The sequence below is a fragment of the Corynebacterium halotolerans genome (assembly GCF_050107895.1).
Taxonomy (GTDB): Bacteria; Actinomycetota; Actinomycetes; order Mycobacteriales; family Mycobacteriaceae; genus Corynebacterium; species Corynebacterium halotolerans_B.
On the sequence record NZ_JBNILW010000012.1, the window covers coordinates 63,590 to 84,068 of the forward strand.

Annotated in this window: 19 protein-coding genes; all 19 read left to right on the forward strand. The window is 67.4% G+C overall.

All coding sequences use genetic code 11. The features are described 5' to 3' along the window. The first annotated feature begins 134 nt into the window (after positions 1-134). The gene (locus ACQCVD_RS11910) at positions 135-560 is read left to right on the forward strand and encodes an SAV_6107 family HEPN domain-containing protein (protein WP_426823983.1); all 426 of its coding nucleotides are present in this window, start codon (positions 135-137) and stop codon (positions 558-560) included. A 125-nt stretch (positions 561-685) separates the two neighbouring features. Further along, the gene (locus tag ACQCVD_RS11915; protein WP_426823984.1) at positions 686-1,078 is read left to right on the forward strand and encodes a DUF3040 domain-containing protein; all 393 of its coding nucleotides are present in this window, start codon (positions 686-688) and stop codon (positions 1,076-1,078) included. Between the two features lie 573 nt (positions 1,079-1,651). Then, the gene (gene mraZ, locus ACQCVD_RS11920; protein ID WP_426823985.1) at positions 1,652-2,086 is read left to right on the forward strand and encodes a division/cell wall cluster transcriptional repressor MraZ; all 435 of its coding nucleotides are present in this window, start codon (positions 1,652-1,654) and stop codon (positions 2,084-2,086) included. A gap of 180 nt (positions 2,087-2,266) precedes the next feature. Beyond that, the gene (gene rsmH / locus ACQCVD_RS11925) at positions 2,267-3,289 is read left to right on the forward strand and encodes a 16S rRNA (cytosine(1402)-N(4))-methyltransferase RsmH (RefSeq protein ID WP_426823986.1); all 1,023 of its coding nucleotides are present in this window, start codon (positions 2,267-2,269) and stop codon (positions 3,287-3,289) included. Next, entirely contained in the window at positions 3,286-4,161 is an 876-nt protein-coding gene (locus ACQCVD_RS11930) for a hypothetical protein (RefSeq protein ID WP_426823987.1), read from the forward strand. Before rsmH ends, ACQCVD_RS11930 begins: the two co-directional genes overlap by 4 nt. Positions 4,162-4,364: 203 nt before the next feature. Beyond that, positions 4,365-6,233, forward strand: a complete 1,869-nt coding sequence (locus tag ACQCVD_RS11935) for a peptidoglycan D,D-transpeptidase FtsI family protein (RefSeq protein WP_426823988.1) — start codon at positions 4,365-4,367, stop codon at positions 6,231-6,233. Between the two features lie 152 nt (positions 6,234-6,385). Next, the gene (locus ACQCVD_RS11940; RefSeq protein ID WP_426823989.1) at positions 6,386-7,939 is read left to right on the forward strand and encodes a UDP-N-acetylmuramoyl-L-alanyl-D-glutamate--2,6-diaminopimelate ligase; all 1,554 of its coding nucleotides are present in this window, start codon (positions 6,386-6,388) and stop codon (positions 7,937-7,939) included. Further along, positions 7,936-9,435 (forward strand): UDP-N-acetylmuramoyl-tripeptide--D-alanyl-D-alanine ligase, encoded by a 1,500-nt coding sequence (locus ACQCVD_RS11945; RefSeq protein ID WP_426823990.1) that lies wholly within the window; start codon positions 7,936-7,938, stop codon positions 9,433-9,435. Before ACQCVD_RS11940 ends, ACQCVD_RS11945 begins: the two co-directional genes overlap by 4 nt. Positions 9,436-9,452: 17 nt before the next feature. Then, entirely contained in the window at positions 9,453-10,562 is a 1,110-nt protein-coding gene (gene mraY, locus ACQCVD_RS11950; RefSeq protein ID WP_426823991.1) for a phospho-N-acetylmuramoyl-pentapeptide-transferase, read from the forward strand. A gap of 42 nt (positions 10,563-10,604) precedes the next feature. Next, entirely contained in the window at positions 10,605-12,020 is a 1,416-nt protein-coding gene (gene murD / locus ACQCVD_RS11955; RefSeq protein WP_426823992.1) for a UDP-N-acetylmuramoyl-L-alanine--D-glutamate ligase, read from the forward strand. Next, a complete protein-coding gene (locus tag ACQCVD_RS11960) occupies positions 12,017-13,483 on the forward strand; it encodes an FtsW/RodA/SpoVE family cell cycle protein (RefSeq protein ID WP_426823993.1) in 1,467 nt (488 codons plus the stop codon). Before murD ends, ACQCVD_RS11960 begins: the two co-directional genes overlap by 4 nt. Positions 13,484-13,486: 3 nt before the next feature. Continuing rightward, positions 13,487-14,572 (forward strand): undecaprenyldiphospho-muramoylpentapeptide beta-N-acetylglucosaminyltransferase, encoded by a 1,086-nt coding sequence (gene murG / locus ACQCVD_RS11965; RefSeq protein WP_426823994.1) that lies wholly within the window; start codon positions 13,487-13,489, stop codon positions 14,570-14,572. A 92-nt stretch (positions 14,573-14,664) separates the two neighbouring features. Further along, positions 14,665-16,032 (forward strand): UDP-N-acetylmuramate--L-alanine ligase, encoded by a 1,368-nt coding sequence (murC, locus tag ACQCVD_RS11970; protein ID WP_426824019.1) that lies wholly within the window; start codon positions 14,665-14,667, stop codon positions 16,030-16,032. A gap of 4 nt (positions 16,033-16,036) precedes the next feature. Continuing rightward, positions 16,037-16,672, forward strand: coding sequence for a cell division protein FtsQ/DivIB (locus ACQCVD_RS11975; RefSeq protein ID WP_426823995.1), 636 nt, complete (start codon positions 16,037-16,039; stop codon positions 16,670-16,672). A 199-nt stretch (positions 16,673-16,871) separates the two neighbouring features. Next, complete coding sequence (ftsZ, locus tag ACQCVD_RS11980; RefSeq protein ID WP_426823996.1) at positions 16,872-18,170, forward strand: cell division protein FtsZ; 1,299 nt, start codon at positions 16,872-16,874, stop codon at positions 18,168-18,170. Between the two features lie 11 nt (positions 18,171-18,181). Continuing rightward, complete coding sequence (gene pgeF, locus ACQCVD_RS11985) at positions 18,182-18,904, forward strand: peptidoglycan editing factor PgeF (protein ID WP_426823997.1); 723 nt, start codon at positions 18,182-18,184, stop codon at positions 18,902-18,904. Continuing rightward, positions 18,901-19,578: a YggS family pyridoxal phosphate-dependent enzyme gene (locus ACQCVD_RS11990; protein ID WP_426823998.1), complete on the forward strand. Its 678-nt coding sequence runs from the start codon at positions 18,901-18,903 to the stop codon at positions 19,576-19,578. Before pgeF ends, ACQCVD_RS11990 begins: the two co-directional genes overlap by 4 nt. 39 nt (positions 19,579-19,617) lie before the next feature. Continuing rightward, complete coding sequence (locus ACQCVD_RS11995) at positions 19,618-20,049, forward strand: cell division protein SepF (protein WP_426823999.1); 432 nt, start codon at positions 19,618-19,620, stop codon at positions 20,047-20,049. A 30-nt stretch (positions 20,050-20,079) separates the two neighbouring features. Then, positions 20,080-20,370, forward strand: coding sequence for a YggT family protein (locus ACQCVD_RS12000; RefSeq protein ID WP_426824000.1), 291 nt, complete (start codon positions 20,080-20,082; stop codon positions 20,368-20,370). The last annotated feature ends 109 nt before the right edge of the window (positions 20,371-20,479 follow it).

Here is a 20,479-nt window from a genome sequence, read left to right on the forward strand (position 1 = left end):
GGGAACAGGCGTTCGATGTTCCGAACGGGGAATGTCCTTCCGCTGAGTAGGTTCAGTTCGTGAAAGTGCATGTGGTGGCGCCCGGCCGTGGCAGCGGCGGGGTGGGTGATGGTCGCTGGAAGGGAGTTTGTTCGATGGCACAGGTAATTTCTGCAACTACGAGGTTCGCCCGCGGTGGGGGAAAGCGCGCGGAATTCCTCGCCAAGGCGCGCTTCCTCCTGGACCAGTCCCGTGAGCACTACCGCGCCGGGGAGGTGGATCTCGCCCTGGAGTACGCCTACCAGTCAGCGCTCCGGACCGCCGGCGCCCGGATTGCGGGGTCTCCGGTGGCACAGCGCAAACGCCGGCCCACCAATGCATGGGATCAGTTGAAATTGGTGGATGAGACAGGGGTGGCGCAGGCCCAGGTTTTCGAGCATTACTCCCGCTTCCGCTCCCGGGTCTCCTCCGGAATTGAGCGGGATCCGGACCGGGCGGCGGTGGCGGCACTGATGGAGAAGGCGGCGGCATTTCTGGCTGAGGTCGAGCTGGACATCGGGGGCGATTTCGCCGCCGCCTGAGCCCGTCGGAAAACTGTGACGATCTCGTTCCCGACGATTTTGGCGTTGGAGGGAACTTTCCCGATACGCTGGGCGTTGAACAGGTAGTAAGCGAACAGGCCAGTATCCAACAAAGGGGAGGAACAGTGTCGCTGTCAGAGCAGGAGCAGAGAGCGCTCCGGGAGATTGAACAGTCTCTCCTTGCGGACGACCCCAAATTTGGCGCATCCGTCGCCGGTGCCAGTGATTTCGGCGGGCAGGGCGGCGCGCTGACGCTGCGCTCAATCGCGCTCGGCGTTCTCGGGCTCGTACTGCTGATCGGCGGTGTCGCCCTGTCGCAGCAGAGCCTCTGGTTTATCGCACTCTCCGTGGTGGGCTTCCTCGTGATGTTCGGCGCTGGCGTCTGGGCCTTGCGCGGCGAGGGGGGAAAGCCGAAAGGTGGTGGCTTCGGAAGGTCCTCCCGGGGCCGGGGGGCGGGAAATTCCGCCCTCGGCAACCGGATGGAGGAGAACTTCCGGCGCCGTTTTGAAGGGCAGTAGGTTGCAACTCATGTCGCGCAGGTTCAGGTAGGGCTGATAGCGCCACGGGCGGGCAGGGGCCCGGAATGTCCACGAGGGCATTCCGGGCCCGTTTTTCTGTCCTCCGGCGGAGGGCTGAGAGGTTGGCTCTGCGAGTGTCACCCACGTCGCCCCACCCGCATTTCCCACTTCGCTCCACTGTTCCCCGTAGTGAATCCGGAGAGGCTGGAAAATACGTTGTCTTTTCGAAAATTCACAGCAAACTCCCAGCTCACCCGGTAGACGTTGGGCTGGTGATCGCAAAAGTTGCAGATGGTGGAAATGTTGCTGAAGTGTTCCTCTGTGGCGTATGAGGCGGTGAAAAAGGGCGCCACGACAGGCCGGGCAGGTTTTTGCCCCACCAGATTTATGGCTGTTGACCTGGGATTATTTTCCCTGGGTCGGCGACCCGCTGGGGAACTGGTGTCGTCGGTGGGGGAAAGTGGGGTATTGTGGGGCGCAGTGGTGGAGATGCTGGCGACTGCGGCCAGTGGATCCATTGCGAGAAGGAAAATCGAATCTCTGGTCAACGGGTGAGGGAGAGGTGGATCCGAGATGTTTCTCGGGACCTACACTCCCAAACTCGATGACAAGGGGAGGCTGACGCTCCCGGCAAAATTCCGCGAGGAATTGGCTGGGGGGCTGATGGTCACCAAAGGACAGGATCACAGTCTGGCGGTGTATCCCCGGGAGGAGTTCGCGGCCCGTGCCCGAAAGGCGGCGGCCGTCTCCCGGACCAGCCCCGAGGCGCGTGCCTTCATCCGTAACCTCGCTGCGAGTGCGGATGAGCAGCGCCCCGACGGGCACGGCCGTATCACCCTGTCATCCGCGCATCGGAAGTACGCGGGGTTGGTCAAGGAATGTGTGGTCATCGGTTCGGTGGACTTTCTCGAGATCTGGGACGCCGAGTCCTGGGCCGCTTACCAGCAGGAGACAGAAGCGGCATTCTCTGCCGCCGACGCAGAAGACGTTCTCGGTGGTCTGCTCTAACGCCCCTCGCAGGGAGGGGACGGGGTGGAGCGCGGATAGGACTCTGCCCGAGGTGACGCTCTGGTGTACTTCCCCGACATCAGATCGACTTCGGGCAGGGCCCTGTCCGCACCCCGCTCCCGGGCCTTCGCAGCGAAGAACTGACGGGGCCGGAGTTTGAAGGGAAGGGGGAGGCCACTTATGGCGGAGGATCATAGTTTCGATATCGCCGAAAATCACGGGCACGTACCGGTGTTGCGTGACCGCATGGCGGAGCTCATCGCACCACAGGTGACCAAGATGGGGGAGCGGGCAGTCATCCTCGACGGCACGCTCGGCGCCGGCGGTCACGCCGAACACTTCCTCACGGTTTTTCCCGACGCCCACGTCCTCGGCGTGGATCGTGACCCTGCCGCCCTCCACGGGGCGAGGGAACGGCTCTCCCCCTTCGGGGACCGCTTCACTGCGGTGCAGACGCGATTCGACGGGTTCGCCGAAGCCATCGACGCCGGCCGGGGCAAGATCTTCGAGCTGGTCGCCGAGTGCGGGATCGCCGGAGCGCTCTTCGACCTCGGAGTGTCCTCCATGCAGCTGGATCAATTGGACCGGGGCTTCGCCTACCGGGCCGACGCGCCGCTGGACATGCGGATGGATCCGACGCGGGGGCTGACTGCCGCCGACGTGCTCAACACCTACGCGCACGGCGACCTGGCACGGATCCTGAAAACCTACGGGGACGAACGCTTCGCGGGAAAGATCGCCACGGCTGTACTCAAGGAACGGGAGAAGGAACCTTTCTCCACCTCAGCCCGACTGGTCGACCTGCTGTACGCGGCGATCCCGGCCGCTACCCGACGCACCGGTGGACACCCCGCCAAGCGAACCTTCCAGGCGTTGCGCATCGAGGTCAACGGTGAGCTGGATTCCCTGGCCGCGGTGATCCCGACGGTGGCGGAGTCCCTGGCCATCGGTGGACGCGCGGTGTTCATGTCCTACCAGTCTCTGGAGGACCGGATCGTGAAGAAGCAGTTCGCGGAGATGACCGCCTCCAAGACCCCGCCCGGCCTTCCGGTGGATCTGCCCGGTACCGCCCCGCGCTTCAAGACCATCACTCGGGGAGCGGAGCGGGCCAGTGAGGCCGAGATCGCGGAAAATCCCCGGGCCGCCCCGGTTCGGGTCCGAGCCATTGAAAAGATCGCCGACGACGCTGGAGAAACCCGATGAGCACCACCGCCCGCGAGACCACCCGCCGCCTCGACGACCGGTCGCGTGGTCGCTCGCCCCGCCCTACTCACGGCAGCCGCGACTTCACCCGGGGTGGCACCGCGGTCCTCGACCACTCCACCCGGAACCGTGGTGGCGCAGCAGAGCGGCGTCACGGACACCTGAGCCACCGGACCGCCGCACCTAACCGGCCGGTACGGCAGGCACCGGAGAACCTGCATGCCACCCCGGTCCGTACCCGGGGGACGCAGCGCAAACTCGGATCCAAACAGGTCGTATCGGTCCGGGGCCGGCGCGTCGCCAACTCCCGGAGAACCACTCTGCTGGCGAAGCTGTCGGGACTGGTCATAGTCATGCTCATCGGTGGCGTAGCCCTGGCCATGTGGCTGTCCGGTGTGTCCACCGAGCAGACCTTCCGCATGCAGCAGCTGGTTTCGGAAGAGGCACAACTGAATAATCAGCTCGAGACGTTGAACCGTGACCTGGAAAGCGCGAGCTCCGCTGCCGAGATCGCCCGTCGCGCCGCGGACATGGGGATGGCCATCCCCAACCAGCCGGGTGTACTGGCGGTCGGAGAAAACGGCGACATCGCCGAGCAGCGGCCTGTGGAGGCCGGAACCCGTCCTATCATCGACGTCAACGGAAAGCCGGTGGAACCGGACCGGGCCTCCAGCAACCCGGTTGACACCGAGGATCTCGGAGACAATCTCGATCGGGTCCCGGAAGGCCAGGCGCCGATGCCCCCTCAGAACAGCCAGTCCAGCCAGCCGGCACCGGCTGTGGTCCCCTACGAAGCCAGCGCACCGGCACCTGGCGCAGGTGCGGAGGAGTCCGGTTCCGCGGATGAACAGGCAGGTGAAGACGCTCAGTGACACCCCCCAACCGTGGTGGTCGGCGTGCGGGACGAGGAGACTCGTCCCGCCGTTCGGCGTATCGCGCACCCGGTGGGCAGGCGCCGAAGCCGCACCGCTCGGATAGTCGTCGGCAGACGCGTGCCGCAGAATTGGCCGGGGCGGGCAACCCCGGCGGTAGTTTCCGGCCTCGTCCAGCCACCGCCGTCAACCAACGGGCCAAGATGCAGCATCGACTGCGCTGGGCCATTGTCGCCGTCCTCATTCTGGTGCTTGCCCTCATTGTCCGGCTGGCCTGGGTCCAGGTGGTGTGGGGACCGGAGTTGTCTCTGCTCGCTGAGGAACAGCGCACCCGGGTCTACACGGATCCGGCCCGTCGTGGCGAGATCACCGACCATGAGGGCAACCAGCTTGCTTTCACCATGCAGGCCCGCTCCCTGACCGTCTCGCCCGTCCTGTTGCGGGATGAACTACGCCAGCAGCAGGACCTGGAGATGCAGGTCGACGGCTCTAGCGAGGGCATGGCACCGGAGGCGCTGGACGCTGAGCTCGATGAGCGGGTCGAGGACATCCTGACCGAGATGTCCGAGGAGATCCCCCGGATGATCGAGGAATCAGGGGCGGAAGCCGGTTCGGTGGACGCCGAAGAGATCCTGGACAAACTCCACGCCGACACCCACTATGAGGTGCTGGTGCGCAATGTCGACCCGGATGTCGCGGCGGCGATCTCCTCGCAGTTCCACGGCGTGGCGGCGGACCACCAGGACATCCGTCAGTACCCGAACGGCGCGATCGCCCAGAACGTCGTCGGCAAGGTCTCCATGGACGGCCAGGGCCAGTTCGGCTTCGAATCCTCGGGGGATCCGGTGCTCTCCGGAATCAACGGCCGTTCCACCGAGGATGTCTCGGCCGACGGTCAGGTCATTCCGGGCAGTCTCCGGGACGTTGTCCCGGCGGTGGACGGCGCAGATGTCTCGTTGACCCTGGACCTTGATCTGCAGACGTATGTCCAGCAGCAGGTGGAGCAGGCCAAGATCAACTCGCTGGCGGAAGCCGCGTCAGCCGTGGTGCTGGACGCGAAGACCGGGGAGGTGGTCGCGATGGCCAACTCCGACACCATCAACCCGACCGGCGATCTGAACGAACAGCTCGAAAACGGCAAGGAGTTCGGTAACCCGTCGGTCTCACACCCCTTCGAGCCGGGGTCCGTGGCCAAGATCATCACCGCTGCCGCTGCGCTCGAGGAAGGTGTGACCAGCCCGGACGAGGTACTGCAGGTGCCCGGCAGCATCCACATGTCGGGGGTGACGGTCAATGACGCCTGGGAGCACGGGACGGTCCCCATGACCACCACCGGTGTCTTCGGCAAGTCCTCCAACGTGGGCACGCTGATGCTGGCGGAGCGGCTCGGGGAGGAGAAGTTCGCGGAGTACGTGGAGAAGTTCGGTGTCGGTCAGTCAACCGGCATCGAGCTGCCGAACGAGTCCGCCGGACTGCTGCCTGATCCGGATCAGTGGTCGGGCGGCACCTTCGCCAACCTGCCGATCGGACAGGGAATGTCCATGACGACCCTGCAGATGGCGAGCATCTACCAGGCGCTGGCCAACGACGGTGAGCGGATCGAGCCCCGCATCATCAAGGAGGTCACCGGCCCCGACGGAGAAGTCATCGAGCAGGAGGAGCCCGAGACCACCCGGGTGGTCAGCCCCGAGGCGGCCCGCGCGACCGTGGACATGTTCCGGTCCGTGGTCCAGTCCGACCCCAGTGGTGTGCAACAGGGCACCGGGACCCAGGCCGCGGTGGACGGTTACCAGATCTCGGGAAAGACCGGTACCGCCCAGAAGGTCGACCCGGAGACCGGCGCCTACTCCAACAGTCAGTACTGGATCACCTTCACCGGTATCGCGCCGGCGGACGACCCCCGGTTCGTCGTCGCGATCATGCTCGACGAACCGGAACGCGGTACCGACGGCGGTGCCGGCGGCACGGCGGCTCCACTCTTCCACGACATCGCCTCCTGGTTGCTTGACCGTGACAACATTCCGTTGTCCCCGCCCATGGAGGGTCAGCTGACCCTCCAGTCGGGCCAGTAGGAGACCTCGAATGCTCACTTGACCCACCCCCGCCGCTGCCCGGAAGAAACCGCGAAGTACCGTCTTCGGGGCAGCCCTCAGTACCGCTTCCCACCACCCGCGGGAAGCCGGTACCTCACTGACACCAGACCCTTTTCAAAGGAGCGATCCGCATGACAATCTCTCTCGCAGCTCTGGCCGAGCTCATCCCCGTCGGCACACGTCGTCTCACCGATGACGCCGGAGCTGCAGCCGTTCTGGTGTCGGAGATCTCGCTGGATTCCACGACGCTGCCGGAGGGGGGACTGTTCGCGGCGGTACCGGGCACCCGGACGCACGGGGCCGCCTTCGCCGCCAACACCCCCGCCGCCGCCATCCTCACCGACGAGGCCGGATGGGAGATCCTCACCAGGTCAGGGGAGACCCGGCCGGTCCTGATCGTCGACGACGTCCGCGACGTGCTCGGCACCGTCAGCGCCGCGATCTATGGCCACCCCTCCCGGGAACTGACCCTGATCGGGGTGACGGGTACCTCCGGTAAGACGACGACCAGCTACCTGCTCGAGGCCGGAATCATGGCTGCCGGACACAAGGTGGGGTTGATCGGCACGACCGGGTCCCGCATCGACGGTAAGTTCGTCCCCACGAAGCTGACGACCCCGGAAGCTCCCACCCTGCAGGCCCTGTTCCGCCGGATGGTGGAGGAGGGCGTCACGCACGTGGTCATGGAGGTCTCCAGCCACGCCCTGTCGCTCGGTCGGGTCAACGGCTCGGAGTTCGACGTCGCGGCCTTCACCAACCTGTCACAGGACCACCTGGATTTCCACCCGACCATGACGGACTACTTCGAGGCCAAGGCCCTGTTCTTCCGTCCGGAGTCGCCGGTGGCCGCCAAGCGGGCGGTCATCTGTGTCGATGATGAGTGGGGCCGGCGGATGGCCGAGGTCGCCGAGGAGCCGGTGACGGTGTCCACCCGGGGGACCGCCGCGCAGATCGTCGCCGAGGAACCGCACGTCAATCCCGCCGGTGCCCAGACCTTCAACGTCAACCGGGACAACGACCGTTTCGTCACCGTCTCCCTGCCGCTGCCGGGACGCTTCAACGTCGCCAATGCCACGGTGGCACTGGCGGCGGCCGTCACCGCCGGAATCAAGGCCGAGCGCTTCGTCTCCGGCCTGCGGAAAGTGGCGGTGCCGGGGCGGATGGAGCGCATCGACGGCGGTCAGAACTTCATCGCCGTGGTCGACTACGCCCACAAACCCGCCGCCGTCGCGGCAGTGCTGGACACGCTGCGGGGCCAGGTCGACGGCCGCGTCGGAGTGGTCGTCGGCGCCGGCGGGAACCGGGACGCCACCAAACGTCCGATCATGGGGGCGGAGTCAGCACGCCGTGCTGACCTGGTGATCATCACTGATGACAATCCCCGGGACGAGGAACCGGGCCCGATCCGCGCGGCGGTGATGGCCGGCGCCCGGGAAGCCGCGCAGGAACTGGACAACCCGCCGGAGATCCGCGAGATCGCCGACCGGAGCACCGCCATCGTCGAGCTGATCCGCTGGGCCCGCCCCGGGGACGCGGTGGTCGTCGCCGGCAAGGGCCATGAGGTCGGCCAGCTGGTCAAGGGCGTCAACCACCACTTCGATGACCGGGAACAGGTCCGCCGGGCGCTGGCGGACAGCATGGTCACCTCCCGCTGCGCCACCCGGACACCAGAGGAGCTGGCATGATCGCGTTGAGCCTGGCCGAGATCGCCGAGATCGTCGGCGGCGAGCTGCATGATGTCACCGATGACACGGCAGAGGTGACCGGTAGCGTCGAATTCGACTCCCGGAAGATCACCCGCGGGGGGCTGTTCGTCGCCCTCGCGGGGGCCCGAGTAGACGGTCACGACTTCGCGGCGCGCGCCGTCGCGGACGGCGCCACCGCCGTGCTCGCCGCGCGCCCTGTCGGGGTGCCGGCCGTGGTCGTGACGCCCACCGGCCGACCGGACACCAACGCCGAGCTGTTCGCCCATGACACCGACGGTTCCGCCGCCGCCGTGGTCACGGCCCTGGGCAGGCTCGCCCGGCACGTCACCGATCTGCTCAGTGACTCAGGGTTGACCGTGGTGGGCATCACGGGCTCGGCCGGCAAGACCTCCACCAAGGACTTCATCGCCAGCGTGCTGGAACAGCAGGGTCCCACGGTCGCCCCGCCCGGCTCCTTCAACAACGAGATCGGCCACCCCTACACGGCCCTGCGGTGCGAGCCCGCCACAGATTTCCTCGTCTCTGAGCTCTCCGCCCGTGGCATCGGGCACATCGCGCACCTGACCCAGATCGCACGTCCGAAGATCGGCGTGGAACTCAATGTCGGCACCGCCCACCTGGGCGAATTCGGATCACGCGAGAATATCGCCAAGGCCAAGGGAGAGCTCGTCGAAGCCCTGCCGGATGCGGCGGACGGCGGCGTGGCGATTCTCAACGCCGACGACCGGCTCGTCGCCGGGATGGCCCAACGCACCGCCGCGAGAGTAGTGGCCTACTCGACCGCCACTCCGCCGGCCCCGGGGGCGGATCTCTACGCCACCGACATCCGGTTGGACGACGTCGCCCGCGCCTCCTTCACCCTGCACGCCCCAGGGGAGAAGCCGGTTCCGGTCAAGCTGCGGGTATTCGGTGAGCACCAGGTCTCCAATTCCCTGGCGGCGGCGGCCGTGGGTCTGGCGGTGGGCATGGACCTGGCGGTGATCGCCACCGCTCTGGAGGGGCACACCAACGCCTCCGCCCACCGCATGGACGTGCATACGCGCGCCGACGGGGTCACCATCATCAATGACGCCTACAACGCCAACCCGGACTCCATGCGGGCGGGCATCGCCGCCCTGGCGTACACCACCAGCGCCCGACCCGAGGCCCGCAGCTTCGCCGTGCTGGGGGAGATGAGCGAACTGGGCCGTGACTCCGCGACCGCGCACCGCGAGTTGGGGGAGGAGCTGGCGAAATACCACATCCACCACCTCATCGCGGTGGGGGATTCACCTGCCTGTCGTGCCATGGCCCGTTCCGCGGGAGAACAGGGTATAACTACGGAGATCGCAGTCGACGTCCACGAGGCCACCACGCTGCTGACCCGGCAGCTGCGCCGTGATGACGTCGTACTCGTGAAAGCTTCCAACTCCCAGGGGCTGTGGCGGGTGGCCGAGGGGCTGCTCACCGCCGGCCGTCACTTACGAGATAACTAGATGAAGGACATCCTCTCTTGACCCAGATCATTATCGCAGGAGTCGTCAGTTTCCTCGTCGCCATCTTCACCACGCCGCTGCTGATCCGTTGGTTCAGCTCCGCCGGCAAGGGCCAGGAGATCCGCGAGGACGGGCCGAGGTCCCACCTGCGCAAGCGCGGCACCCCGACGATGGGTGGCATCGCCATCCTGGCCGGCATCGTGGTCGGCTATGTGGTGACGGGCATTTACGGCATCACCACCGGATCCGGTGGTTTCACCGTCTCCGGTCTCCTGGTCCTGGGTCTGACCCTGGGCATGGGCCTGCTCGGTTTCCTCGACGACTTCATCAAGCTGTTCAAGGAACGCAACCTCGGTCTGAACAAGACCGCCAAGTTGGTGGGCCAGCTGGTCCTGGCCCTCGCCTTCGGCCTGCTGATCCTCATGTTCCCCGATGAGGAGGGGCTGACCCCGGGCAGCACGAACCTGTCCTTCATCCGGGACATCGACACCCTCGACATCGCCGTCGGTGGCGGGATCATCGGCATCGTCATCTTCCTGATCTTCATGTACATCCTGGTCAGCGCCTGGTCCAACGCGGTCAACCTGACCGACGGCCTGGATGGCCTGGCCGCCGGGGCGACCGCACTGGTGATGGGCTCCTACACCGTCATCACCTTCTGGCAGTTCCGCAACTCCTGCAACGTCGATGTGGAACCGGGCTGCTACTCCGTACGCGATCCGCTCGATCTCGCGGTCCTCGCCGCCGCCGGCCTCGGCGCGGCCCTGGGCTTTCTGTGGTGGAACGCCGCGCCGGCCAAGATCTTCATGGGTGATACGGGCTCGCTGGCCCTCGGCGGCATGGTCGCGGGTCTGTCCGTGACCACGCGGACCGAACTGCTGATGGTCGTCATCGGCGCGCTGTTCGTCATCGAGGCAGCCTCCGTGGTGATCCAGGTCGCCGCCTTCAAGTCCACCGGCAAGCGCGTGTTCCGCATGGCGCCCTTCCACCACCACTTCGAGAACGGCGGATGGGCGGAGACCACGGTGGTCATCCGCTTCTGGCTGATCGCCGCGATGGCGGCGCTCGCGGGCTCGGCGATCTTCTACGGTGAATGGCTCTCGACGACCGGGGTACTGCTGCAGTAGCACCCCACCAGCCCCCCGAACGTAGTGAGGATGAACCCCGACATGACCCCGAACCCCAACCTTCCCGACAATCTCCACGGCCGCGTGCTGGTCACCGGGGCCGGGGTATCCGGCACCGGCTCCGCCCGCCTGCTCAGTGGCCTCGGCGTGACAGTGACGGTCGCCGACGACAATGCCACGGCGCGGGAGGCCGTGGCCGCCGCCACCGGGGGAGCCGTCGAGACGGTCCCGGTGGATCTGGCCCGTAAACGACTGGGGGAGTTCTCCGCGGTGGTCACCTCGCCGGGGTGGCGCCCGGATTCCCCCGTGCTGCGCGACGCCGTGACGGCTGGCCTGGAGGTCCTCGGCGACGTCGAGCTGGCCTACCGCCTGGACCGGGCCGGGGTCTTCGGGCTTCCCCGCACCTGGCTCGTGGTCACCGGCACCAACGGCAAGACCACCACCACCGCCATGCTCGCGGCGATGATGGCGCAGGGGCCCGCCCGTTCCCGGGCCGTCGGCAACATCGGGATCGCCGTGGCCGACGCCCTGTGCGACCCACAGCGGGTCGACGTTCTGGTGGCCGAGCTCTCCAGTTTCCAACTGCACTGGTCCAGCGAGTTGGCCCCCGATGCCGGGGTGCTCCTCAACCTCGCTGAGGACCACCTCGACTGGCACGGATCCTTCACCGCCTACGCCGCCGACAAGGCCAAGGTCTTGACCGGCCTTATTGCTGTAGCCGGAATCGATAACCCCCACGTCCGCGAACTCGACCTCACCGGCGTCACGGGGTTCACTCTCGGCGTGCCGGAACCGGGTGATTTCGGTGTCTCCGGGGGAAACCTCGTCGACAACACCGCCGGACAGATGACCGTGCTCGCCCCCGTCGACGGCATCGAACCTCCCGGTCCCGCCGGAGTGCTGGATGCCCTGGCGGCCGCGGCGATCGCCCGTTCCCAGGGGATCACCCCGGCGCAGATCGCCGTGGCCCTCGCCGGATTCCAGGTGTCCGGGCACCGCGGCCAGGTCGTGCACCGGGCCGGGGGAGTCACGTTCATCGACAATTCCAAGGCGACGAACCCGCACGCCGCGGATGCGGCCCTGGCAGGTCTGGAACGGGTCATCTGGATCGCCGGTGGACAGCTGAAGGGGGCCGAGGTCGACGAACTGATCACCGCCCACGCCGACCGGCTGAAGGCGGTGGCGCTGCTCGGTGTGGACCGTGACCTCATCGCTGCGGCCCTGCACCGGCTCGCCCCGCAGGTGCCGGTGCTCCGCACCGACTCCACCGATCCCGTGGCAGCCATGGACGAGTTGCTGACGGCGGTGGCGGAGATCGCCTCCCCGGGAGACACGGTGCTCCTGGCTCCGGCCGCGGCGTCGCTGGACATGTACACCGGCATGGCCCAGCGCGGCGAGCTGTTCGCTGCTGCCGCCCGTGCGACGATGGGGGCAGACCGAGAGGGAGATCTGCCGTGACCACCAAAACCGAGGACCGCCGGGGCATGGGCGCCCGGTTGTCCGGCGTGAACCGCTACATGCATTCCCAGCCCGGCCTGGACTACCTGATGTTGCGGGTCGTCGTGTTCCTGCTCGCAGGCATCGGCCTGGTGATGGTGTTCTCCTCGTCGATGACCTGGTCGATCGCGGAAGGCAGCACCGCCTGGGGCACCGCCGCCCGTCAGGCCGGGATGGTGGTCATCGGCTTCATCGCCTTCTGGCTGGCGCTGAAGATCCGGCCGGGACTGGTCCGCAAGGTCGCGCCCTGGCTGCTGCTGCTCACCCTCCTGTTGCTGGTGCTGGTGTTGACTCCTCTGGGCACCGGCCGGGAAGAGGTCGGTTCCCAGTCCTGGCTGGCGCTGGGGCCGCTGCAGCTGCAGCCCTCCGAGATCGCCAAGGTCACGGTGGCCGTGTGGGGGGCGAGCTTCCTGGCCGGGAAGAAGGACCGGGGCGGCGGACTGCGCAACCCCTTCTTCATCTTCTCGCTCGGAGCCGGCCTGATGGCCGTGCTGATCTTCCTGCAGGGCGACCTCGGCATGGCGGTCAACTTCTCGTTCACCGTGATCGTCCTGCTCATCTTCGCCGGGGTGCGGATGCAGTGGGTGGTCGGCGCCGCGGTGTTCGGCGTGCTCGGCATGACCGTGGTGCTGTTGGGCGGCGGGTTCCGCTCCGCCCGCTTCGAGGTGTTCTTCAGCGCCCTGCTCGGTAACTTCGAGGACACCCAGGGGCAGGCGTTCCAGTCTTATCAGGGCTTCCTCTCGCTGGCCGACGGCTCCCTGCTCGGGGTGGGCCTGGGACAGTCACGCGCCAAATGGTTCTACCTGCCGGAGGCCAAGAACGACTTCATCTTCGCCATCATCGGTGAGGAACTCGGCCTCTGGGGCGGGGGGCTGGTCATCGTCCTGTTCGGCCTGCTCGGCTTCTTCGGGTTCCGGACGGCCCTGCGTGCCCAGGATCAGTTCCAGTCGCTGATGGCGGCCACCCTGACCGCCGGTGTCGCCTCCCAGGCGTTCATCAACATCGGCTACGTGGTCGGGCTGCTGCCGGTGACCGGCATCCAGCTGCCGATGATCTCCGCCGGCGGCACCTCCGCCGTGATCACCATCGGTTCCATGGGACTGTTGGCCAGCTGTGCCCGGCACGAGCCCGAGGCGGTGTCCGGGATGCAGTCCTACGGCCGCCCGCTCTTCGACCGGCTCCTGCTGATCGCCGAGCCCCGGCCGGAGGACGCGAGCCAGGCCAAACCGCGGCCGGTGGACAAGCCGGCCCGCTTCGGCGCCCCGGTCACCCGGCGTGTCAAGTCACCTGAAAGCGGTGGTAGCGTCAGGGCGGACAATTCCCGCCGGGCGGCCGCCCCGGAGCGGCCCCCGAAGCCGTCGCGCGGCGGCCGACCCGGCCCCCAAGAGCAGCGCTACCGATCCCAGCGCGGAAGGAGGCACTGACTCGTGCCGGAACACACCCCCTCAATCGTGGTCGCCGGTGGCGGCACGGCCGGGCACATCGAACCCGCCCTCGCGGTCGCCGACGCCCTGCGTGACCGGCATGGGGCGAAGGTCACTGCGCTGGGCACCCGGCGTGGTCTGGAGCTGGAACTGGTCCCGGAACGGGGCTATGACCTGCGGTTGATCGATCCGGTGCCGGTGCCGCGCAAGCCCAATCTGGATCTGGTGAAGCTGCCGGCGAACCTGCTCCGCGCGGTGCGCCAGACGCGCACCATCCTCCAGGACGTCGGCGCCGACGCCCTGATCGGTTTCGGCGGCTATGTCTCCGCCCCGGCCTATGTTGCGGCCCGCAGTCTCAAGCTGCCTTTCTACGTCCACGAGGCCAACGCCAAGGCCGGCATCGCCAACAAGCTCGGCGTCCGGCTGGGTGGAATCGGGTTCAACGCGGTGTCAGGGTCCGGACTGCCCGGCGCCGTCGTCGGCATCCCGATCCGGTCCGGCATCAGCGGTGACCGTGAGGGCGAGGCCGCCCAGCGGGGCCGCGAGGCCTGGGGGCTCTCCCCGGACCGCAGCACCATCCTGGTCACCGGTGGCTCCCAGGGTGCCCGCTCGCTGAACGAGGCCACCGCGGGCGCGGTCGCCGAGCTCAGCAAGGCCGGATTCCAGATACTGCACGCCTACGGCAGCAAGAACGACGCGCCGGCAGTGGCGGGGGAGATCGACGGCTACGTCGCGGTGCCCTTCATCTCCGACATGGCCGCGGCCTATGGCGTGGCCGACCTGGTGGTCTGCCGCGCCGGCGCGATGACCGTCGCGGAGATCACCGCCGCCGGGATCCCCGCGATCTACGTCCCGCTGCCGCACGGCAACGGGGAGCAGGCGCTCAACGCCACCGCCGTGGTTGAGGCGGGGGCCGCCCGGCTGGTCGCCGACGGCGACTTCGACGCCGACGCGATGGTCCGCGAGGTCCGGGCGGTCCTGGATGACGCCGGCACCTTCAACGAGATGGCCGCGGCCGCCACCAACAGCGAGGCCGGGCAGGTCGCCGATCTGCTGGCCGACCGCATCGTCGCCGACCTCGGCCACTGACTTTTCCCGCACACTCACTTTCAGGAGCACCACACTTGTCTACCGCCGTCGACCTCTCCCGTGTCCACCTGATCGGTATCGGTGGTGCCGGCATGTCCGGTGTCGCCCGCATCCTGCTGTCCCGGGGCGCGGTCGTCTCCGGCTCCGACGTCAAGGACTCCCGCCCCGTCCTCGCCCTGCGCGCCATGGGCGCGGAGATCGCCATCGGACACGACGCCGCGAACCTGAGCGCCGCGGGACAGCTACCCACCGTGGTCGTCACGTCGTTCGCTGCCATCCCGCAGGATAATCCGGAGCTGGTCGCCGCACGGGAGCGGGGCATTCCCGTTATCCGGCGCTCCGACCTGCTGGCCGAGCTGATGGACGGCTACCGTCAGGTGCTGATCGCCGGCACCCACGGCAAGACCTCCACCACCTCGATGGCGGTGGCTGCGATGCAGGCCACGGGGCTGGACCCCAGCTTCGCCATCGGGGGGCAGCTGAACCGTTCCGGCACCAACGCCCACCACGGCACCGGCAAGGCGTTTGTCGCCGAGGCCGACGAGTCCGACGCCTCGCTGCTGCGGTACAGCCCGGACATCGCCGTGGTCACCAACATTGAGCCGGACCACCTGGACTACTTCGGCTCGAAGGAGAAGTACTTCCGGGTCTTCGAGGACTTCGCCGAGCGGATCTCCGCGGCGGGTCAGCTGGTGGTCTGCCTCGATGATGACTATGCCGCCGCCCTGGGTAAGCGGGCGGCGCAGCGGGGCGTGCAGGTGGTCGGCTACGGCACCACCGCGGCCACCGCCCGCCACCCGGAGCTGAACGCCCTGGTGGAGGTGTGTGAGATCACCGTGACCGCCGAAGGGTCGCAGGCCCGGATGCGGGTCGACGGCCGCGAGGTCGAGGCCCTGCTGCAGACCCCGGGCACCCACATGGTCCTCAACGGTGCCGCCGCACTCGCCGCCGGCTACCTGGCGGGCGGCGATGTCGCGGAGCTGGTGGCGGGGCTCAGCGACTTCAGCGGCGTGCGGCGGCGTTTCGAGTACCGTGGCACGGCCAACGGAGTGCGGGTCTACGACGACTACGCCCACCACCCGACGGAGGTGGCCGCGGTGGTCAGCGCCGCCCGCGAGAAGGTCGTCGCGGACGGCGCCGGCCGGGTCGTCGTCGTCTTCCAGCCGCACCTGTACTCCCGCACCATCGAGTTCGCGGCGGAGTTCGCCGCGGAGCTCTCGCATGCCGACGCCGTGGTGGTGCTGGAGATCTACGGCGCCCGCGAGCAGCCGGTGGAGGGGGTCAGCTCCCGAATCATCACCGATGCGGTCACCGCGCCGGTGGTGCACTATGAACCCGACTTCTCCGCGGCGCCGGCGGTGGTGCGCGAGCTGACGGAGCCCGGCGACCTGGTGTTGACCATGGGCGCCGGCACCGTCACCCTGCTCGCCGCCGAAATTCTCGAGGAACTGAGCGAGTAGGGCGATGAAGGCGAAGAAGGTGGGCCTTACCGTCCTGACCCTGGTGGTGGTCTGCGTGGCCGCCGTGGCGCTGCTCTGGACGGTGCCGATCCTGAAGGTCGACCGGGTCGCGGTCAACGGTGCCGTGCACCTGCCCGTCGAGCAGGTGCAGGAGGCCGCTGGTATCCGGGAAGGGGAGAACATGCTGCGCGTCAACGTCGCGGCGGCGGCCGGCAGTGTCGCGGATTCTCCCTGGGTGCAGACGGTGACCGTGTCCCGCACGTGGCCTGACACGATCACCGTGGAGATCACCGAGCGCGCCGCGGTCCTCCATGACGGGGACCAGCTGATCGACCAGAACGGCGTGGTGTTCGCCACCGGGGAGCCGCCCGTGGAGGCCGTCGGGGTCACCGGGGAGGAGGCGGCGCTCGATGACGTCGCCGAGGTGGTGGCCGCCGTCGATCCGGCCATCCGGGAAAAGGTGGAGCGCGTGGAGGCGCCGAGCCCGGTGGAGATCACCTTCGTCATGGCGGACGGGCGCACCATATACTGGGGCGCCAATGAAGAAAACCACGACAAGGCACTTGCCATGGCGACGGTGCTCGGCCGGGAAGGCCAGGAGTGGAACATCTCCAACCCCGCCATGGTGACGGTCCGCTAAGGTGGACGGGAAGCGGTGTTGTCGCACGTTAAAACCCTAAAGTAGTGATTGAGGGATCGACACGCCGCCGGAAATGTCCGACACTCGCGGACACTTTTGGCGGATGATATAGCGCACGCCCCCGGGCTCTTTCCGGAAACAAACTGAATTTAACAAGGTTCGCACAGCACACTCTCTTCGAAAGGCGAGACATACTCCTATGACCTCTCCGAACAACTTCCTCGCCGTCATCAAGGTCGTCGGTGTCGGCGGCGGTGGCGTCAATGCCGTCAACCGCATGATCGAGGAGGGCCTCAAGGGGGTCGAGTTCATCGCCGTGAACACCGACTCCCAGGCCCTGATGTTCTCCGACGCCGACGTGAAACTCGACATTGGACGGGAGGCCACCCGGGGTCTCGGCGCCGGCGCCAACCCGGATGTCGGCCGCACCTCCGCGGAGGACCACAAGAGCGAGATCGAGGAGACGCTCAAGGGTGCGGACATGGTCTTCGTCACCGCGGGCGAGGGTGGCGGCACCGGCACCGGGGCCGCCCCGGTCGTGGCGAACATCGCGAAGAAGATGGGGGCGCTCACCGTCGGCGTGGTCACCCGGCCGTTCAAGTTCGAGGGCAAGCGCCGCACCCGGCAGGCGATGGAGGGCATCGAGAACCTCCGCGAGGTCTGCGACACGCTCATCGTCATCCCGAATGACCGTCTGCTCGAGCTGGGTGACACCAACCTGTCCATGATGGAGGCCTTCCGCGCCGCCGATGAAGTCCTGCACAACGGTGTGCAGGGCATCACCATGCTGATCACCACCCCCGGCATGATCAACGTGGACTTCGCCGACGTCCGCTCCGTCATGTCCGACGCCGGTTCCGCCCTGATGGGCGTGGGCAGTGCGCGCGGCGACGACCGGGTGATGACCGCCGCGCAGCAGGCCATCAACTCCCCGCTGCTCGAGGCGACCATGGAAGGAGCCAAGGGGGTGCTGCTGTCGGTCGCCGGCGGCTCCGACCTCGGCCTGCACGAGGTCTACCAGGCATCCTCCATGGTGGAGGAGAAGGCCGACCCGGACGCCAACATCATCTTCGGCACCATCATCGACGACAACCTGGGCGATGAGGTGCGCGTGACCATCATCGCGACCGGTTTCGACAGCACCGGTGAGAACCAGGCGCAGCAGCAGAAGGCCGCCGAGCCGGCCCAGCCGGCACCGCCCGTAACCCCGCCGCCGGCCGCCGAGCCGGTCACCCCGCCGCCCGCCCCGGAGCGCGACTCGATGTTCGGCGCCCCCGAGCGCGAGCCCCGCCACGAAGAACGGGACCCCCGCCGCGACGAGCGCACCCCCTACGGGGAGCGCGCCGCCAGCGCCCGGCACCGCTACGAGGACCGTCAGTCCGGCGGCCTGTTCACCTCCAACGAGGAGCGCTACCGCGAGCCGCGCCGGGAGGAGCGCTACCAGGACCGGCGCGACGACGGCGACGACGACCTCGACGTGCCCAGCTTCATGCGCTAAACTGCCAGCTCATGGCATTAACTGAGGATAACCGCCCCGTCCGCAAGGTGTTCACCACCCGTGCGGGCGGGGTTTCCGCTTCCCCGTACGACTCCTTCAACCTCGGCGACCACGTGGGCGATGATCCCGCTCACGTGGCCGCCAACCGGACCCGGCTGGCCCAGGCCATCGGGCTGGCACCGCAGCACCTGGTGTGGATGGAACAGATCCACTCCAACAACGTCACGGTGGTGGACGGTCCGCAGGCCGGTCCGGTCGAGGCCACCGACGCCCTGGTGACCACACGGCGCGGACTTGCGCTGGCGGTCCTGGTCGCCGACTGCGTGCCGGTGCTGTTGTCGGACCACCACAACGGAGTGGTGGCCGCCGCACACGCGGGCCGGATGGGGGCGCGCAACGGGATCGTGGCCAGGACGGTGGCCAAGATGGTGGAACTGGGGGCGGAACCCGCCCGCATCCACGTGCTCATGGGGCCGGCGGCCGCCGGCAGACACTATGAGGTTCCCAAGGAGATGGCCGATGACGTCGAGGCCAAACTCCCGGGCTCCCGGACGAAGACGACCACGGGAACCTGGGGCGTGGACGTGCGCGCCGGGCTCATCCGCCAGCTGCTCGGCCTGGGGGTGACCGCGCTGGATTCGGATCCGCGCTGCACCATCGAGGATGAGTCCTTCTTCTCCTACCGGCGCGAAGGCACCACCGGACGCCAGGCGGGGCTGGTGTGGCTGCCGTGAACCGTCGGGAAGAGCTGGAACGAAACCTGAAGACAGTTCGGGAGCGCATCGACGCCGTCGCCGGGGGACGCCGGGTGCAGCTGCTGCCGGTGACGAAGTTTCACCCGGCCTCGGACCTGCGGCTGCTGGCGGAGCTGGGGATGACGGATGTGGCGGAGAACCGGGAGCAGGAGGCCCGCGCCAAGGCCGCGGAGGTACCAGAGACCAGGATCCACATGGTCGGTCAGATCCAGAGCAAGAAAGCCAACGCCGTGGCGCGTTGGGCCGCTGCGGTGCACAGCGTCGACTCACTGAAACTCGTGGCCGGTCTGGACCGGGGAGTGACCCTGGCCCAGGAGCGCGGCGAGCGGGGACCGGGCGCCCTGCCGTGTTTCGTGCAGTTCAGCGCGGACGGCGACGACGCCCGGGGTGGTGCGGGAGAAGACGACGTCGGCACGCTGGCCGCGGCGATCGCGGAAAGCCCCCACCTCAAGCTGGCGGGGGTGATGTGCGTGCCGCCACTGCACAGTGACTCGGCCGCCGTGTTTGCGCAGGCCCGGGCGCTGACGGATCGACTGGGCGAGGGGTTGCTGCTCTCCGCCGGCATGAGCGCTGACCTGGAGACGGCGATCACATCCGGGTCGGACATCGTGCGTGTCGGAACGGCTATCCTGGGAAGTCGCCCACTACGGTAGACAGCAATCGCCGAGCAGCCAATGAAGGGGACCCCACCGATGTCAATCATGAAAAGCGCCAAAGAATTCTTCGGTCTGGCACCTGTCGACATGGAACAGGACGACGCCTACTACGCCGACGACGCTCGTTACGGCGAAACCCAGGGTGCCGTCGCCTACGCACCGCGCCGGGACTACGCCGACTACCAGCCCGAGCCGGAGCCTTATGCGGCCACCATCGTCCCGGTTGACCTGCGCTCCTACACTGAGGCGACCCTGATCGGTGAGCCCTTCCGCGACGGTGACGCCGTGGTCTTCGACCTGACCCGCATGGACAACACCGAGGCCAAGCGCATCATCGACTTCGCCGCCGGCCTCTGCTTCGCCCTCCGCGGACAGATGAAGAAGCTGGACAAGCTGGTGTTCGCCGTGGTGCCGGAAAACGCCGCTGTGGCCACCATCGACCTGGAGCGCGCCGCCCGGCTGCGCTAATCGAGGTCGATCTGGGTTAGGCTCGAAACTGTGATTCTCACCGGAATAATCCTCCTGATCCTTCTGCGGATCTATACTCTGCTGCTGATCGCTCGCATCGTGATCGAGATGATCCAGTCCTTTTCCCGGAATTTCCAGCCCCCGCGGTGGTTCTACTTCATCGCGGAGCCGATCTTCATGCTCACCGATCCGCCGGTCAAGATGCTGCGCCGGGTCATCCCCTCCATGCGCATGGGAAATGTGGCTCTGGACATCTCGGTCATCGTGCTCTTCTTCATCCTGATGATCCTCCAGATGGTGGTGCAGGGCGTCTTTTTATGAGGCACAGAAGTTGCCCACGGTGCAGGGTGTGGCAGAGTACACTCAGTACCTAAACAACGTAATATGATGTGAAATTCAAGTGTGGGACGGTCCCATAGCTTGACAACGG